General features: G+C 63.4%; 18 protein-coding genes. 9 read left to right on the top strand and 9 right to left on the bottom strand.

Annotation, left to right across the window (positions count from 1 at the left end; genetic code table 11):
- Positions 1 to 162: 162 nt before the first annotated feature.
- Positions 163 to 642, top strand: coding sequence for an Lrp/AsnC family transcriptional regulator (locus AC56QX_RS13930; protein ID WP_019860544.1), 480 nt, complete (start codon positions 163 to 165; stop codon positions 640 to 642).
- 233 nt (positions 643 to 875) lie between these two features.
- The gene (locus tag AC56QX_RS13925) at positions 876 to 1,670 is read left to right on the top strand and encodes a glycosyltransferase family 2 protein (RefSeq protein ID WP_497116663.1); all 795 of its coding nucleotides are present in this window, start codon (positions 876 to 878) and stop codon (positions 1,668 to 1,670) included.
- A 15-nt stretch (positions 1,671 to 1,685) separates the two neighbouring features.
- Here the strand turns inward: AC56QX_RS13925 and gmhB are convergent, their stop codons facing one another.
- The 6 genes from gmhB to AC56QX_RS13895 all read right to left on the bottom strand — a co-directional run bounded on the left by gmhB (position 1,686) and on the right by AC56QX_RS13895 (position 5,843).
- On the bottom strand, positions 1,686 to 2,333 hold the full coding sequence (gene gmhB, locus AC56QX_RS13920; RefSeq protein WP_497116661.1) for a D-glycero-beta-D-manno-heptose 1,7-bisphosphate 7-phosphatase: 648 nt from the start codon (positions 2,331 to 2,333) through the stop codon (positions 1,686 to 1,688).
- Positions 2,326 to 2,898 carry a D-sedoheptulose-7-phosphate isomerase gene (locus AC56QX_RS13915; protein ID WP_497116659.1) on the bottom strand — a complete coding sequence of 191 codons (573 nt, stop codon included), beginning with the start codon at positions 2,896 to 2,898 and terminating at the stop codon, positions 2,326 to 2,328. Before AC56QX_RS13915 ends, gmhB begins: the two co-directional genes overlap by 8 nt.
- Positions 2,899 to 2,905: 7 nt before the next feature.
- Positions 2,906 to 4,396: a D-glycero-beta-D-manno-heptose-7-phosphate kinase gene (gene rfaE1 / locus AC56QX_RS13910; protein ID WP_497116657.1), complete on the bottom strand. Its 1,491-nt coding sequence runs from the start codon at positions 4,394 to 4,396 to the stop codon at positions 2,906 to 2,908.
- Positions 4,397 to 4,533: 137 nt separating this feature from the next.
- Complete coding sequence (locus AC56QX_RS13905; protein ID WP_497116656.1) at positions 4,534 to 5,166, bottom strand: LysE family translocator; 633 nt, start codon at positions 5,164 to 5,166, stop codon at positions 4,534 to 4,536.
- Between the two features lie 34 nt (positions 5,167 to 5,200).
- Complete coding sequence (locus AC56QX_RS13900) at positions 5,201 to 5,614, bottom strand: hypothetical protein (RefSeq protein WP_497116654.1); 414 nt, start codon at positions 5,612 to 5,614, stop codon at positions 5,201 to 5,203.
- Positions 5,607 to 5,843: a type II toxin-antitoxin system Phd/YefM family antitoxin gene (locus AC56QX_RS13895; RefSeq protein ID WP_096449180.1), complete on the bottom strand. Its 237-nt coding sequence runs from the start codon at positions 5,841 to 5,843 to the stop codon at positions 5,607 to 5,609. The genes AC56QX_RS13900 and AC56QX_RS13895 overlap by 8 nt, the downstream gene beginning before the upstream one ends.
- Before the next feature lie 144 nt (positions 5,844 to 5,987).
- Here AC56QX_RS13895 and rfaD point away from each other — a divergent pair, with 144 nt between their 5' ends.
- Genes rfaD through waaC form a run of 3 tightly spaced genes read left to right on the top strand, consistent with a single transcriptional unit; the run spans position 5,988 to position 8,904 of the window.
- On the top strand, positions 5,988 to 6,938 hold the full coding sequence (rfaD, locus tag AC56QX_RS13890; RefSeq protein ID WP_497116652.1) for an ADP-glyceromanno-heptose 6-epimerase: 951 nt from the start codon (positions 5,988 to 5,990) through the stop codon (positions 6,936 to 6,938).
- The gene (gene waaF / locus AC56QX_RS13885; RefSeq protein WP_497116649.1) at positions 6,911 to 7,918 is read left to right on the top strand and encodes a lipopolysaccharide heptosyltransferase II; all 1,008 of its coding nucleotides are present in this window, start codon (positions 6,911 to 6,913) and stop codon (positions 7,916 to 7,918) included. The genes rfaD and waaF overlap by 28 nt, the downstream gene beginning before the upstream one ends.
- Positions 7,915 to 8,904 carry a lipopolysaccharide heptosyltransferase I gene (waaC, locus tag AC56QX_RS13880; RefSeq protein ID WP_497116648.1) on the top strand — a complete coding sequence of 330 codons (990 nt, stop codon included), beginning with the start codon at positions 7,915 to 7,917 and terminating at the stop codon, positions 8,902 to 8,904. Before waaF ends, waaC begins: the two co-directional genes overlap by 4 nt.
- A gap of 251 nt (positions 8,905 to 9,155) precedes the next feature.
- On the opposite strand, the gene greA is transcribed toward waaC, so the two are convergent.
- Complete coding sequence (greA, locus tag AC56QX_RS13875; RefSeq protein WP_023767588.1) at positions 9,156 to 9,629, bottom strand: transcription elongation factor GreA; 474 nt, start codon at positions 9,627 to 9,629, stop codon at positions 9,156 to 9,158.
- Between the two features lie 254 nt (positions 9,630 to 9,883).
- The gene (locus AC56QX_RS13870; protein ID WP_497116646.1) at positions 9,884 to 10,420 is read right to left on the bottom strand and encodes a tetratricopeptide repeat protein; all 537 of its coding nucleotides are present in this window, start codon (positions 10,418 to 10,420) and stop codon (positions 9,884 to 9,886) included.
- A 157-nt stretch (positions 10,421 to 10,577) separates the two neighbouring features.
- On the opposite strand from AC56QX_RS13870, the gene AC56QX_RS13865 reads away from it, so the two are divergent.
- The 3 genes from AC56QX_RS13865 to AC56QX_RS13855 all read left to right on the top strand — a co-directional run bounded on the left by AC56QX_RS13865 (position 10,578) and on the right by AC56QX_RS13855 (position 13,233).
- Positions 10,578 to 11,003 carry a DUF3775 domain-containing protein gene (locus AC56QX_RS13865; protein WP_497116644.1) on the top strand — a complete coding sequence of 142 codons (426 nt, stop codon included), beginning with the start codon at positions 10,578 to 10,580 and terminating at the stop codon, positions 11,001 to 11,003.
- Between the two features lie 378 nt (positions 11,004 to 11,381).
- Positions 11,382 to 12,320 carry an extensin-like domain-containing protein gene (locus AC56QX_RS13860; RefSeq protein WP_497116642.1) on the top strand — a complete coding sequence of 313 codons (939 nt, stop codon included), beginning with the start codon at positions 11,382 to 11,384 and terminating at the stop codon, positions 12,318 to 12,320.
- A 109-nt stretch (positions 12,321 to 12,429) separates the two neighbouring features.
- Complete coding sequence (locus AC56QX_RS13855) at positions 12,430 to 13,233, top strand: extensin-like domain-containing protein (RefSeq protein ID WP_497116640.1); 804 nt, start codon at positions 12,430 to 12,432, stop codon at positions 13,231 to 13,233.
- Positions 13,234 to 13,240: 7 nt separating this feature from the next.
- Here the strand turns inward: AC56QX_RS13855 and AC56QX_RS13850 are convergent, their stop codons facing one another.
- The gene (locus AC56QX_RS13850) at positions 13,241 to 13,960 is read right to left on the bottom strand and encodes a gamma-glutamylcyclotransferase (protein ID WP_497116639.1); all 720 of its coding nucleotides are present in this window, start codon (positions 13,958 to 13,960) and stop codon (positions 13,241 to 13,243) included.
- Between the two features lie 110 nt (positions 13,961 to 14,070).
- On the opposite strand from AC56QX_RS13850, the gene AC56QX_RS13845 reads away from it, so the two are divergent.
- Positions 14,071 to 14,778 carry an LssY C-terminal domain-containing protein gene (locus AC56QX_RS13845; RefSeq protein ID WP_497116638.1) on the top strand — a complete coding sequence of 236 codons (708 nt, stop codon included), beginning with the start codon at positions 14,071 to 14,073 and terminating at the stop codon, positions 14,776 to 14,778.
- Positions 14,779 to 14,935: the final 157 nt, after the last annotated feature.

Here is a 14,935-nt window from a genome sequence, read left to right as displayed (position 1 = left end):
ACGAACGGGCCGTCGTCCCCGGAAAGCTTCGGCCCAAGCGGTTATTCGCACGATCGCCGCTTTCGTTACCGTTCAAAAATCGCGTTGATAAGGGCTGGCGCCAACACAAAAGTCGTTTAATTACAAAATCGCGAAAGAATCTTGCGCCGAGCTGAGACCGCCATGCCGCTGAAAGCCGACCTCGACGCCATCGACTGGAAGATTCTGCGCGAGTTGCAGGCGGACGGGCGCATGACCAATGTCGAACTGTCGAACCGCGTCGGCATTTCGGCCCCGCCCTGCCTGCGCCGGGTCAAGCGGCTGGAGGAAGCCGGCATCATCCGCGGCTACCGCGCGCTGCTCAATGCGCCTGCGCTCGGCCTCGATGTCGTCGCCTTCTGCCTGGTCGGGCTGCATCACCAGGCCGATGCCGAGTTGCGCACCTTCGCTGAACGCACGCGCGGCTGGCCGATCGTGCGCGACGCCTGGATGGTCTCGGGCGAATCCGATTTCCTGCTGCACTGCGTGGCAAGCGACCTCGGCGCCTTCCAGACCTTCGTCATCGAGGAACTGACCTCGACGCCGAATGTCGACACGGTGCGCACCGCGCTCACCATCCGCCGGGTCAAGGATGAAGGCCTGGTTTCCTTCGAGCGCCCCTGAGGCCAGGCGAATGCCGGTGCGCCGGCAAATTCCTGAGCTTCGCCACACCGGCGCCGCGTTGGTATTCGACAGACGCTGATGTACAAAGCTGGACGGCTCTGCCGGACTTCGTCGCCTGCTTGGTTTCTTAAGCAATTCCTGAAAAAGTGTGTAACGGTTTTCCATCGGGAATTGCTTGAAAACTGGCGCAAGCGGCGTCTGTTCCGGGGGCGGCCCGCCATGGGAAGGGGACCATGACTCGATTTGCAAGCCCGGTCTCGGCGCTTATCATCTGCGTGAACGAGGCCGACATGATCGGCCCGTGCCTGGAAAGCATCGACTTCTGCGCCGAGATTATCGTCGTCGATTCCGGCTCGACCGACGGGACCATCGAATGCGTGCAAAGCTATATCGCCAAGGGCTACCCGATAAGGCTGCTGCACAATGACTGGCCGGGTTTTCCGCGTCAGCGGCAATTCTCGCTCGACCATGCCACCCAGCCCTGGTGTCTTTCGATCGACCCGGACGAGCGCGTCGACGACCGGCTGCGGCGGTCGATCGTCGCCATCACGCAGGCCGCCGACGACAAGATCAGCGGATGGTACATCCGCCGCCGCGATTGGCTGAAAGGCTATGGCTATGCGCACCGCTGGGTGCTGCACAACAGGCTGATGCGGCTTTTCCGTAGGCAGGGCGCCACCATGGATCTCAGCGCACGGGTGCACGAAGCCTTCCACGTGCCGGGCGAGACCGGCACGATCGAAGCGGGTGTCCTGCTGCATCGCCGCGAAATATCGGTCGAGGAGGATCTTGCCCGCGCCAACGCCTATTCCGGCCTCAAGGCCGTCACGCTGGTCGAGAAGGGCAAGAAGCCGGGCCTGGTGCGGCTGGTCCTGTCGCCATTCGGCAACTTCCTGAAATTCTACCTGGCCAAGCGCTACTTCCTGTGCGGCCGGCATGGCTTCGTCTACTCGATGTCGGTGATGATCTATTCCTTCGCCACCGAGGCCAAGCTCTACGAAGCTTCGGAACGCAACGATCCCATGTGAGCCCTCAGGCCTGGATCAGGACCTGTTGTCCCGGCCAAGCGCTTCAATGGCTGCGACCAGGCCATCGAGGTCGCCGCTGTCCCGAAGGGATCTGATGGCGAAGCCGGGTTGAATCGCCGCCTCGCCATCGACCAGCCAGCCCTGTGCCAGACCGGCGCGACGGCCCGCCTGCATGTCGGCCAGCTTGTCGCCGACCATCAGCGAGCGCTGGAGATCGAGATCAAGGCGTTTGCCCGCCTCGATCAGCATGCCCGGATTGGGCTTTCGCATCGGATGGTCCGCTATGGCGAGCGGCCCGACCCCCGCTTCGTGGTAGGCGCAGGCCAGCACCATGTCGACGAACACGCCCTGATCATCCAACAGCTCGAGCACGCGGCCATTCACCGCCCCAAAGACGCTCCAATCGAAATAACCGCGCGCGATGCCGGACTGGTTGGTGACCACGACGACCGGAATGCCCGTCCGGTTAGCCGCCGCGATCACCGGCACGATATTGTCGCGCAGCTCGATCTCGGCCGGATCGCTGGGATAGTCGGTATCGACGTTGATGGTGCCGTCGCGGTCGAGGAACAGCGCCGGCAGGTGCTGCGGGAAAACCCTGTCGCCGATCCGCTCGACCCACACACCCGGCTCGGTCAGCGGCGTCACCACCTTGTCAGCCATTGCTGAGGCGCGCTTCGACCACTTCACAGAGATGATGGTAGAGGCACAGATGCCCCTGCTGGATGATCGGCGTCGAGGTCGAGGGCACGTTGAGCAGGATATCGCACAAGGGCTTCAACTTGCCGCCGGTTTCGCCGGTCAGTCCGATCACCTTCATGTCCATCATCCGCGCCTGTTCGGCGGCGGCGAGGATGCTCGGCGAATTGCCGCTGGTCGAGATCGCCAGCAGCACGCCGCCGGCCGCACCATGCGCCTCGACCTGGCGCGAGAACACCGTATCGAAGCCGTAGTCATTGCCCCAGGCGGTCAGCACGGCGGCATTGGCCGGCAGCGCGATGACATTGTAGGCCTTGCGCTCCTTGAGGAAGCGGCCGACCAGTTCGCCGGCGATATGGATGGCGTCGCTGGCCGAGCCGCCATTGCCGGCGATCAGCAACGCCTTGCCCGACGAAAGCGCCGTCACCACGGCACTCACCGCCCGCTCCATCTCGCCGGTCAGGTCACGCTCGACCATCGCCGTGATCGCGGCCGCCGAGCGGACCAGATAGTCGTTCAGTTCAGACATCAAAACCTCAGTTTGTGGAGCCGGCGCGCAATTTGCCGATGGTGCCGGTGGTGCTCTTGCCGGCGACGAGATCGACCAGCACGACGCGCCCGCCGGCCTTCTGCACGACATCGGCGCCGACCACGGTGTCGATCGTATAATCGGCGCCCTTGACCAGGATGTCGGGCAGCAGCGCCTCGATCAGCGCCAGCGGCGTGTCTTCCTCGAAGACAACGACCGCGTCGACCGAGGCCAGGGCCGCGAGCACGCAGGCGCGGTCATGCTGGTCGTTGACCGGGCGGCCCGGCCCTTTCAGTCGCCGCACCGAGGCATCGCTGTTGAGGCCGAGCACCAGCCGGTCGCACTGGCTGCGCGCCGCATGCAACAGGCTGACATGGCCGGCATGCAATATGTCGAAACAGCCATTGGTGAAGCCGACGCTCAGGCCCTCTTCCTTCCAGGCCGCCACCATGCGCGCGGCCGATGCGGCATCGAGGATGGCATCCTTGTGGGCGGTCGGTCCGTGCGAGCGGAACAGCGCGCCGGTAAGCTCTTCCACCGTCAGCCGCGCGGTGCCGCGTTTGCCGACCACGACGCCGCCGGCGGCATTGGCGATCGAGGCCGCAGCGACCGGATCGGCACCCGACGCCAGCGCCAGCGCGAACGTCGCGATCACCGTATCGCCGGCGCCCGAAACGTCGAACACTTCGCGCGCCTGGGTGGCGATGTGGCGCGCCTCGTCCGGGCCAACCACGCTCATGCCCTTTTCGCTGCGGGTGGCGACGACGAAGTCGAAGCCATGCGCCGCAATCAGCTCGCGAGCGGCCGCGACGATCTCGTCATCGGCAAACACTGCATGGCCAACGGCCTCGCCAAGTTCCTTGCGGTTGGGGGTGATGGCGGTCGCACCGGCATAGCGGGCATAGTCACGGCCCTTGGGATCGACCAGCACCGGCTTGCCCGCCTCGCGGCAGATGGCGATCAGTTCGGCGGCGACGCCGTCGAGCAGGATGCCCTTGCCGTAATCGGACAGGATGACGATGTCGGCGCCCGCAAGTGCGGCACGGAAATGCCGGATCAGCCCGACCCGCTCCGCCTCGTCGAGCGGCTTGATCTCTTCCTCGTCGAAACGCAGCACTTGCTGGTTGAGCGCACTGAAGCGGCTCTTCGACGACGTCATGCGGCCGCGCTGCTGCGAAAGCCCCACTGTCTCGGCGCCAAGCTCGCCAAGCATCCGCACCAGGCTGTCGCCGGCGGTGTCGGTGCCGATCACCGACACCGGAATGGCGCGCGCGCCGAGCGAAATGATGTTGGCCACGACATTGCCGGCTCCGCCCATGGCCGAGCTTTCCCCGCGCCCATGCAGCACCGGGATCGGCGCCTCCGGCGAAATCCGCTCGATGACGCCGTTGACGAAGCGGTCGAGGATGAGGTCGCCGACCACCAGCACGGCAACGTCGCCAAAGCGCGCAATGGCGCGGTGCAGGGGTTCGGGGGAAGGCGGATTGTGCTTGATCATGTCACTGGCAATGTGTGGAAAGGCTGATCTGTGTCGTGCTGAAAATTGTCAATTTACGGGCCGGATCGTCATGCCTGCCGATATACCGCAAATCCGCGCAGCGCAACGGCAGCACAGGACCAGCACACTCCGAGCGGTCAGCTCTTCTGCAGCGCAACGTGAACGCCGAGCCCGACCAGCACCGCGCCGCCCGCCCGCTGCATCAAGCGCTGCGCGCGGCTCGAACGCCGCAGCCGGCCAATCACCATTCCGGCGAGGAAGACGCAGACGATGTCGGCCGAGGAGAACATCAAATTGACGATGGTTCCCAGCACCACGAATTGCAGCCAGACCGGAAGCGCCGCCGAGGCGTCGATGAACTGCGGCAGGAACGCCATGAAGAAGATCGCCGTCTTGGGATTGAGCACCTCGACGGTGATGCTCTCGAAAAAGGCGCGGCGCGCCGATTTCCGCTCGAGGACCGGCAACGCCATATCGCCTTCCGCGCGCTTGCGGAACAGCGAAACACCGAGCCAGATCAGATAGAGCGCGCCGACCAGCTTGACCGCCATGTAGAGGGGCGGCACGGCATGGAACAGCACCGACAGGCCGGCGGCAGCGGCAAAGACATGCACATAGCCGCCAAGATGAATGCCAAGTGCCGCCGTCAGTCCCGACCACCGCCCGCGCGCCATCGTCTGCGCCGCGGCATAGAGCATGGCCGGACCGGGGATGTAGGCGAAGATCGCCGTGGTAGCGAAAAACGCAATGAGCAGTTCGGTCGACGGCATTTTTTGCCCCTTGTGATCCTGCCCTGCAGGCCGTTCAGTCAGCCCGTGGGATAGCTTTAGATTGGCCTGCGCGGACAACCGCGATGAAAGCGGACATGACTTTTTTGTGGAATGACGGACTGAATGCGCCGATGCGCGCACCTGGTTCGAAGTAGGCTGAAGATTCCAGGATATCGTGGTTGTATTCGTCGACTATGACCCAAAGGGGGATAGGGTCAAGGCCGGCACGGCGGCGTTCAATTTCCGGAACGCCAACAGCGATGCGATCGCGGCCGGGCTGCGTTGAAGTGATTGCAAGGATAAAGAGATTAGTGCCGCCGGCTTTCCCGGGAAGGACAGCCACGAAGGCGACAGGTCGTGTCTTGCGACCTTCGGTCTCGCCGTCTCCATGTTGGCGGTGCCACAGATATGGATATCGCCAGACGTCCGCGGCGACCGGTTTAATCACGGTCCAATTCCGCAGAGTATTCCTCGAGCATCTCGACATGTTCGGACGGGGCGTCCTTGGCAGCGTAAGCGCGGCGGCTGTCATTGACGAAGCGAGCCTCGTAAGCCTCGATGCTCATCAGGACGTATCTCGGCTTGTTGTGACGCGTGATGGATACGGGCTGCTGGCTGGCGGCCGCAAGCACGTCTCCAAGGTTCTGTTTCAGATCGGTCGATGGATAATGCTTCATGGCACACTCTGTTTTGCGCATAATAGATAAAATGGACAAAACAGACAAGTAAGAACATAGCGAGATAGCGGGCGCACCTGCTTTGTCGACAGCCCGGCTGGCCTCCCTTATAAGGACCGGAATCGCAAGCAACCAGAGGCCTTCATGATCATCGTCACGGGCGGCGCCGGCATGATCGGCTCCAACATCGTCGCCGCGCTCAATGCCGAAGGGCATGACGACATCTTGGTCGTCGACGACCTGACGGACGGCCACAAGATCGCCAATCTCGCCGATCTCAGCATATCAGACTATCTCGACAAGGACGATTTTCTCTCCCGCATCGAGGCCGGCTCGCTCGGCCGCATCGAAGCCGTGTTCCACCAGGGTGCCTGCTCGACCACCACCGAGTGGAACGGCAAGTTCATGATGGAGGTGAATTTTGCTTATTCGAAGCGGCTGCTGCATGCCTGCCAGGCACTGCGCCTACCCTTCCTCTACGCCTCCTCGGCTTCCGTCTACGGCGGCGGTTCGGAATTTCGCGAAGAACCGGCGCTCGAGCGGCCGCTCAACGTCTATGCCTATTCGAAAAAACTGTTCGACGACTATGTCAGGCGCACTGTGTTCGATACCGATCATTCGCAGGTCGCGGGCCTGCGCTATTTCAATGTCTATGGACCGCGCGAGACGCACAAGGGCGCCATGGCCTCGGTCGCCTTCCATTTGTTCAATCAGGTCGAGCGCGGCGAAAATCCGAAGCTGTTCGGCGCTTATGACGGCTTCGGCCCCGGCGAACAGAGCCGCGATTTCATCCATGTCGGTGATGTCGCCGACGTCAATCTGTGGCTGTGGAAGCGCGGCTCGAGCGGCATCTTCAATTGCGGCACCGGCCGCGCCCAGCCGTTCCGGGCCATCGCCGAAACGGTCATCGATACGCTGGGCAAGGGCGAGATCGAGTTCATCCCCTTCCCCGACCACCTCAAGGGCAGCTACCAGAGCTTCACGCAAGCTGATATGTCCCGTTTGCGCGCGGCCGGTTATAATGGCCAATTCCGGACAGTCGAAACCGGTGTCAGAGACTATGTCGAATGGCTGAAAGCCCAACGATCCTCGTGATCGGCCCACGCTGGGTGGGCGACATGGTGATGGCGCAGTGCCTGTTTTCGGCGCTGAAGGAACTGCATCCCAACGCCGCGATCGACGTGCTGGCGCCGGCCTGGGCGGCACCGCTGGTCAAGCGCATGCCCGAAATCCGCCAGCAGATCGACTTTCCGCTAAAGCCCGGCGCGCTCGAATTCACCCATCGCCGCCGCTTCGGCCGCCTGCTGCGCGGCCGCTACGACATGGCCTACATCCTGCCCGGCAGCTGGAAATCGGCGCTGATCCCGTTCTTTGCCCGCATTCCGCGCCGTTTCGGCCATCTGCGCGAGATGCGCTATGGCCTTTTGACCGACATCGTGCCGCTGCCGGATGCCGTGAAACGGCGCACCGCGCAGGCCTATTTCAGCCTCGCCAAGGGCGGCAGTTTCCGCGCGCCTCACCTGACCGTGGATGCCGGCAATCAGGCCGCTTTGCTCGACCGTTTCGGACTGGCGCCACGGAGATTTGTGGCCCTGATGCCTGGCGCCGAGTTCGGCCCGGCCAAGCGCTGGCCGAGCGAAAGCTATGCCGGCCTTGCCCGCGAGTTCATGGATAAAGGCTTGAAAGTCGCCCTGTTCGGTTCGAAGAACGACCGCGATGTGACGGCGGAGATAGCAAGCCTTGCCCCCGGCGTTGTCGACCTTGCCGGCCAGACGCGGCTGGAGGACGCCATCGACCTGATCGCGGCGGCAAGGCTGGCGGTCTCAAACGACAGCGGGCTGATGCATGTCGCGGCGGGCGTCGGCACGCCGATCGTCGCCGTCTATGGCTCGACCTCGCCTGAGAACACGCCGCCGCTGGCGGAACGGCGCGAGCTGGTCTGGCTCGGCCTGTCCTGCTCGCCCTGCCACCAGAAGGTCTGCCCGCTCGGCCATCTCAACTGCCTGAAGACATTGCAAATCGGGCAGGTCGCGGCGGCGGCTGACCGGCTGCTGGAACTCCCGGCCGCGGCATGAAGGTCCTCATCGTCAAGACATCGTCGATGGGCGATGTCATCCACACCTTTCCGGCCGTCGAGGACGCCAACCTGAACCGGCCGGACGTGTCCTTCGACTGGTGCGTCGAAGAGGCGTTCGCCGGCATCGTAGCGCTGCATCCGGCGATCGGCAGGGTCCACACCGTCGCCATCCGTCGCTGGCGCAAGGCGCTGTTTAGCGGCGGCACCTGGCGCGAGGCGGCCGCGCTGCGCCGCACCTTGCGCGAATGCCGCTATGACCTCGTCATCGATGCACAGGGCCTGCTGAAATCGGCCTTCGTGGCGCGGCAGGCGGGCGCGCCGATCGCCGGCTTCGACCGGTCGAGCGCGCGCGAACCCTCGGCGACGCTGTTCTATGACGTCACCTATGCCGTGCCGCGCGACCAGCACGCCATCGAACGGACACGGCGGCTGTTCGGACTGGCGCTTGGCTACCAGCCCGATCTGTCGACGCTCGCTTCCGGCATTGTGCCGCCGCCCGGCGATCTCGCCGCCATCACCGGAAAAACCGCGTTCCTGCTGCACGGCACCAGCCGCGAGGACAAGAAATGGCCTGTCGAAGACTGGATCGGAACCGCCCGCTTGCTGGTCGAGCGCGGCATGACGCCGGTCACCACCTGGTCGAACGAGCGTGAGAAGACGGTAGCTGAAGCGATCGCCAAGGCCGTGCCATCCACTGTCGTCGTGCCGAAATCGCCACTGGCAGACATCGCAGCCATCCTCGGCCGCTCGACCCTGGTCATCGGCGCCGACACCGGCTTGACCCATCTCGCCAGCGCCTTCGGCCTGCCGACGGTGGCGGTGTTTTTGGCGACGGAACCGGGTTTGACCGGCCCCCGCGGGCCCTATGCGTCGACGCTACTAGCCCCGGCAGGCGGTCGTGTGACGGCGGCTGAGGTGGTGGCGGAAGCAGACAGGCTGTTGGAGCGCCAGACACGTGGTCGGGCCGACCCCGCCAAGAGTTAATTTTCTCAATCAATTCAATTGGGAAGGTCAGCGCCGCCCCTCATTGCCCTGCCGGGCATTTCTCCCCGTAAACGGGGCGAAAGAAGCTGGCCCGCAACGCTGACGCCCTTCTTGCAACGTTGAAAATTGGCGAAACCATCAATGACGGCGTCCTTCTCCCCGTTCACGGGGAGAAGATGGCGGCAGCCAGATGAGGGGCAGCGCGGCGTTTGGAATTGGGCAAAAGAGCCCAGTGCCCTCGCCTTTGGCGCTTAGATGAACTGCACCTGGACGATCTCATAACCCCTTGCACCGCCGGGCGCATTGACTTCGATGGCGTCGCCGACTTCCTTGCCGATCAGCGCGCGGGCGATCGGCGATGAGATCGAGATGCGGCCGGACTTCACGTCGGCTTCCTGGTCGCCGACGATCTGGTAGGTCTTCTTTTCCTCGGTATCCTCGTCGACCAGCACCACGGTGGCGCCGAACTTGACCTTTTCGCCGCTGAGCTTGGTGACGTCGATCACTTCAGCGCGCGCGATATAGTCTTCGAGCTCGTTGACGCGGCCCTCATTTAGGCTCTGCGCCTCCTTGGCGGCGTGATATTCGGCATTTTCGGAAAGGTCGCCATGCGAGCGCGCCTCGGAGATCGCCTCGATGATGCGCGGCCGCTCTTCCTGCTGGCGCCAACGCAGCTCTTCCTTCAATGACGCGAACCCCTCGCCTGTCATCGGGACCTTGTTCATGATGCCTGACCTTTCCTGCCGCCACCCCCGCGTTTCGGGGAAAGCCTTGTCGATGGGTACAAAAAGAAAACGGATCCGGCAGCCTCGGGCTAACGGAACCGTTTCACCGCAATTTCCCAAGATATAGCAATCTTTCCGGGTTTTTCACGTCCAAAAATCGGTTTTGCAAAAATCATCCCCGCTTTCAACGAGACGGGGGCAGCAAAAAGCGGCCGCGATCGCTCGCGGCCGCTTCGGAAAGTACCGGGGCCTGATCAGCTCCGCATGAAATGGTCGATCTGCTCGGACAGCATGCCGTATTCGCGCGATCCCTTGCCGGTGCGCTTCTCGATTTCCATCAGCTGCTGCTGGGCGCCGGCCAAATCGCCGATCTGCAGATGCGCCTCGCCGAGATATTCGCGCCCCAGCGTGTAGTTCGGGTCGATGCGCAGCGCTTCCTCGTAATAGCCGAGGCCGACGGTGACCCGGCCGGAATGGCGGTGCGAGTAGCCGAGATAGTTGAGGATGCGCGGATCCTGCTTGTTGGCGGCGAGACTGAGGACGGCGATCGCCTCGTCATAGCGGCCGGCCATCGCCAGCGCGTGACCGGCATCATAGATGCTGTCGTCGTCCAGCATGCCTTCCTGGGGGGCGACACACTTTTTCTTCTTCTTGTCCCAGACTTCGCCCTTTTTGCACTGGGTGACGGTGGCATCGCTGCCACCGCTACTGCCCGCCGCGTACACCGGGACGGCGAAGAACTGCAGCGCGACAAGGGCAGTCGCCGCCTGGATCAGCATTCTTTTATGCATCGAAGCCTCCTTGAGGGGTGAGAATGCAACACTAACGCCAAGTGCCCCGCGTTTCATCCCAGAAAAAGCAGGGCCGGAAAAAGCAGGGATGGAGAACATCAGGTGACGGATGCCGCAAATCCGCTATCATCCGGCAAACGACGGACGGAGACGGCCCGTGCAGCGGCGGCTTGAAAAGGATTGGGACCTTACGATCGGCCCGGACACCGTGCGCCTGTTCATTCTCAAGGCAAAGGCGCTGAGTGCCGCCGTCAACGAGGATTATGCCGATGGCGCCGAGCACGAGGTCGAACTCGACGGCGAGTCCCATGTCAACCACCACCATGACGGCCTCGCCGAGGAAAGCTCTGAAAACCTGACAGAGGAAGAACTGCGCGAGCTGATCAACGACCTCAATGTCGATGAAGCCGCCGAACTGGTGGCGCTGGCATGGGTCGGCCGCGGCGACTACGATGCGTCCGAGTGGGCGGATGCGCTGGCCGCGGCGCGCGAACGCGCCAACAAGCGCACGGCGAAATATCTGCTTGGTCTGCCGCTGCTTGCCGATTGGCTGGAGGAAGGCCTCGAAGCGATCGGCGCGTAACGGTGTGGTTACCGTTCGTGATGGGCTGAAGGCAACCTCCGGGCGCGCGCGCCGTTGACGGCGATGGGGTCGTCTGTCTTTTCCCGAATATACAGGATTGCACTGGCTACGGCCGTCACCGCTTTGCTGGTGACGGCTGCCGATGCCAAACATCGTCACAAGCATCACAGGCAACTGACACCGAGGGTGGAGCAGCCGCTGACACCGCGGGTCGACCAGCCGTTGAAGCCGCGTGGCCGCCATAAGGTGAAATCGCGAGTGGAGCAGCAGTCCACGCCGAAACTGGCTCCGCAGAAAACACAAAATCCCCCGCCATCGTCGCTAACACCACCACCTCCAACATCATCCCAACCGCTGCCATCACCTGCCGATGCGCCGGTGCCTGAGCCACGTCCCGCAGCCGCTGCAAAGACGCAAGAGCAGAAGACCGACGTTCCCAAGACCGACGGTCCCAAAACAGACGGTCCCAAAACAGACGGCCCCAAGACAGATGGCCCCAAGACCGACACAACGTCCGACCAGTTCAATGAAGAAAAATCACGTCAGAAAAAGCAGGCGCGGCCCGAACTGTCGGCCCCGGAGCCGCCAGCCGATACGGAAAGCGAGCCGGAGCTGTCAGCCGACGTACCGACCCCGACGCCAAAGCCCGACATTGAGGAACCTGAGGCTCAGCCGCCGGCCGTTGCGCCACAGCCGCCGCCAAAGCCGGCCGATGCCGGCGACAAGAAGATGCTTCCCGACCCGCGATCGGCCGACCTCCCCGACGCCAAGATGCCTGCGGCGGAAGTCGCTTGCCGCGAGCGGCTGAAGACGCTCGGCGTCGAATTCGAGGAGCACAAGGCGGAAAGCAATCCCGAAATCGGCTGCTCCATCCCCTATCCGATCGTCATTAAGACGCTCAACAAGTCGGTCGCCATCGGTCCCGCCACCGAGCTCAATTGCTCGATGGCCGAGGCGGCCGCCCGCTTCACCGCCGATGTCATCCAGCCAGCCGCCAAGGCGGAGTTCGGCACGGAGGTGAAGTCCATCAGCCAGGCCTCGGCTTTTGTCTGCCGGCCGCGCCACGGCACCAGGAAACTGTCGGAGCACGCCTTCGGCAACGCGCTCGACATCGGCAGCTTCACACTCTCCAACGGACAGAAGATCGAGATCGGTCCGTCGCCGCCGGAGAAAGACGCGAAATTCCTCAACGCGGTGCGCAAAGCCGCCTGCGGTCCGTTCAAGACCGTGCTTGGACCGGGTGCCGACGCCGACCACGCCCTGCATTTTCATCTCGATCTCGAACCGCGCAAACATGGCGGCACGTTTTGCCAATGAGCACGCTGGCGCATGCCGCATTTCCGCCGCAGGCATGAACGCGGACGCTGAGCTTTCCTTTACCCTTGATCGTTAAAATGCCGGATATCTAGGAATAGGGATTCCGCCGATGGCCGGAACATTCCGCGCCACCGCGAGGGTTGCGCGCCGATCAAAACCCGTAGCTATAGTGGCTGCCGGCCTTGCGCTGGCCGCGGTTTCCGCCTGCAATACCGGCAGCGTGCTGTCGTTGCAGCCGGCCGTCGACGTCGGCACGCAAACGGCGGCCGTGCCGCAATATACGGGCATGCAGAGGCTTGTCCCGTCCAACCCCTACATGACACAGGCCGCCTATCCGCGCATGGATGAGCCGATGTCACCGGTCGAACAGATACCGGCCTCCGAAACCGATTGCCGCCAGCAACTGAAGCGCCTCGATGTCGCCTACACCGACCTGGCGCCGATCCATGAAGGCCAGTGCGGCATCGACTATCCCGTAAAAGTGACGGCCATCGGCAGCATCCAGATGAAGCCTGCCGCGACGCTGACCTGCGACATGGCCGCCACCTTCGCCGCTTGGACGAAGAACGAACTCGTTCCCTCCGCCCGCTGGCGCTACTTCTCCGGCGTCAGGACCATCCACCAGGGCTCGAGCTATTCCTGCCGCAACATCGCCGGCGAAGGTGTTTTGTCCGAGCATGGCAAGGGCAACGCGCTGGACGTCATGAGCATCGAGCTGAACAATGGCGACGACATCGACGTGCGCAAGCCCGGCCTGTTCGCCTTCCGCACGCGCGGCTTCCTCAACAATGTGCGCGCCGATGGCTGCCAGTATTTCACCACCGTGCTCGGCCCCGGCTACAACTACGACCACCGCAACCATTTCCACTTCGACATCAAGAACCGCAAGAACGGTTATCGCGCCTGCCGGTAGCAATTGATCAGGCGGGTCCTGCGCCAGCGGTGGAAGCGATGATTTGCCGTGCCACCAGATCCTGGACGCGCCAGAGGTTCCGGTCGTGGATACCGCTTTCCTCCAGCTTGCTGACAGTCCGGAACAGATACTGCGCCGATGAGCCCCAATGTCCGGCGGCCCGCGCCAACGTGTCCGCGACCTGCTCCGGCGGCAGCCGTCCGGCATAGGCCTTGCCGTCTGGCGCGGCGACGAAGGCCAGGGCGCGCAGCGGACCGTCCCTCGTCTGAACCTTGATCCAGCGCGGCACATTGGTTGGCGGGTTGGCGTCGATCTCACGGCGCATCAACTGGCCGAGTTGCCCGAAATGATCTTCCACGGGCAGCCGGTAGACAATGCCATTGCAACTGCCACCGCGGTCGAGAGCCAGCATCAGGGCCGGCAATTCGCGGGTGCCGCGCCAGCGCGTCAGCTTAAGGCAGAATGAGCGATGCCACCCCAGCGCCGTGGCCGGGCGCTGCTCGACAGCAACGAATTCGGGATTCCAGATCAGCGAGCCGTAGGCAAACACCCACAGCGCTTCAGGCCGGTATTGCGACAAGAGCTGCTCGACAAGACTGTCGAACTCCGCATCCGTGTGCTCGGCTGTTCCAGGCTCGGGGCCGGGATCCGGTTCAATACGCTCGACCCTGGCGACAAGATCGGCGGTCAACGCCATTGCTCCGCGGCCTGCCGGTTTCCCCTTCATTCCCGCCCCCGCGCAAAAACGATGGCTGACGATAGACCGGCTGCGCAGCGCTGGCCATTGATTTCCAGGGGCCGTCAGGCAACAGATACCGCACGAATCGAGCCTCCTTCATGAGCCAGCGAAGTATTCGGCGACGCATAGCGATCTGGGTAGCGGCCCTGCTGGGCGCCTGGCTGGCGCTTGCCTATCTCGCCGCGCCGGAATTCTGGACGTTCCGGGAGCGCGGCTTTCGCGACCAGCGCTTCGAAATGGTGACGCACACGCCGCAAGGCATTCCCGGCGACCCGATCAATGTCGGCCTTGTCGGCACTGAAAAAGAGGTGGTCCATGCCTTCGCCGTCGCCGGCTGGGACACCGCCGATGCCGTCACCTTGAGAACCGCCATCGATATCGGCGAAAGTGTCCTGTTTTCCCGCCCCTATCCCGATGCGCCGATGAGCAGCCTGCTGTTCGAAGGTCGCGCCCAGGATCTCGCTTTCGAAAAGCCGGTCGGCGACAGTGCCGACCGGCGCCACCACGTCCGTTTCTGGCAGACCGATACGGTCGGCGACGATGGCCGCCCGCTCTGGCTGGGTGCCGCCAGCTTCGATCGCGGCGTCGGCCTCAGCCATGACACCGGCGCGATCACCCATCACATCGGTCCCGACATCGATGCCGAACGCGACTTCCTGATCGGTGACCTGAACGCAGCCGGTCTGCTGGCATCGACCAGCGACATGGGGGGCATCGGCGCCACCAAAACCGGCCGCAATGGCGGCGGCGACCCCTATTTCACCGACGGCAAGGCGATCATCGGCGTCCTGAAGGACGTGCGGTGAATGGAATGGGCCTTGCGACAAGGCCGCGGTCGCAAACAGTCGAAGAAAGCCAGCGTCTGTGCGATGCCACATGGCCGTGTCGCCTCATCAGCCAGCACTGTCATTTTCTAAAAATGCTGGCGGACTATTTTCGAGCGGCCCGCCGCAATGCTATTGA

The organism is Mesorhizobium sp. RCAM 06353 (assembly GCF_059683585.1).
This window is presented reverse-complemented; position numbering and strand designations above follow the sequence as displayed.

Excerpts from the sequence above, each read along its gene's own strand:
- AC56QX_RS13930 (WP_019860544.1), top strand. The coding sequence starts at position 163 with ATGCCGCTGAAAGCCGACCTCGACGCCATCGACTGGAAGATTCTGCGC.
- AC56QX_RS13925 (WP_497116663.1), top strand. The coding sequence starts at position 876 with ATGACTCGATTTGCAAGCCCGGTCTCGGCGCTTATCATCTGCGTGAAC.
- gmhB (WP_497116661.1), bottom strand. The coding sequence starts at position 2,333 with ATGGCTGACAAGGTGGTGACGCCGCTGACCGAGCCGGGTGTGTGGGTC.
- AC56QX_RS13915 (WP_497116659.1), bottom strand. The coding sequence starts at position 2,898 with ATGTCTGAACTGAACGACTATCTGGTCCGCTCGGCGGCCGCGATCACG.
- rfaE1 (WP_497116657.1), bottom strand. The coding sequence starts at position 4,396 with ATGATCAAGCACAATCCGCCTTCCCCCGAACCCCTGCACCGCGCCATT.
- AC56QX_RS13905 (WP_497116656.1), bottom strand. The coding sequence starts at position 5,166 with ATGCCGTCGACCGAACTGCTCATTGCGTTTTTCGCTACCACGGCGATC.
- AC56QX_RS13895 (WP_096449180.1), bottom strand. The coding sequence starts at position 5,843 with ATGAAGCATTATCCATCGACCGATCTGAAACAGAACCTTGGAGACGTG.
- rfaD (WP_497116652.1), top strand. The coding sequence starts at position 5,988 with ATGATCATCGTCACGGGCGGCGCCGGCATGATCGGCTCCAACATCGTC.
- waaF (WP_497116649.1), top strand. The coding sequence starts at position 6,911 with ATGGCTGAAAGCCCAACGATCCTCGTGATCGGCCCACGCTGGGTGGGC.
- waaC (WP_497116648.1), top strand. The coding sequence starts at position 7,915 with ATGAAGGTCCTCATCGTCAAGACATCGTCGATGGGCGATGTCATCCAC.
- greA (WP_023767588.1), bottom strand. The coding sequence starts at position 9,629 with ATGAACAAGGTCCCGATGACAGGCGAGGGGTTCGCGTCATTGAAGGAA.
- AC56QX_RS13870 (WP_497116646.1), bottom strand. The coding sequence starts at position 10,420 with ATGCATAAAAGAATGCTGATCCAGGCGGCGACTGCCCTTGTCGCGCTG.
- AC56QX_RS13855 (WP_497116640.1), top strand. The coding sequence starts at position 12,430 with ATGGCCGGAACATTCCGCGCCACCGCGAGGGTTGCGCGCCGATCAAAA.
- AC56QX_RS13850 (WP_497116639.1), bottom strand. The coding sequence starts at position 13,960 with ATGAAGGGGAAACCGGCAGGCCGCGGAGCAATGGCGTTGACCGCCGAT.
- AC56QX_RS13845 (WP_497116638.1), top strand. The coding sequence starts at position 14,071 with ATGAGCCAGCGAAGTATTCGGCGACGCATAGCGATCTGGGTAGCGGCC.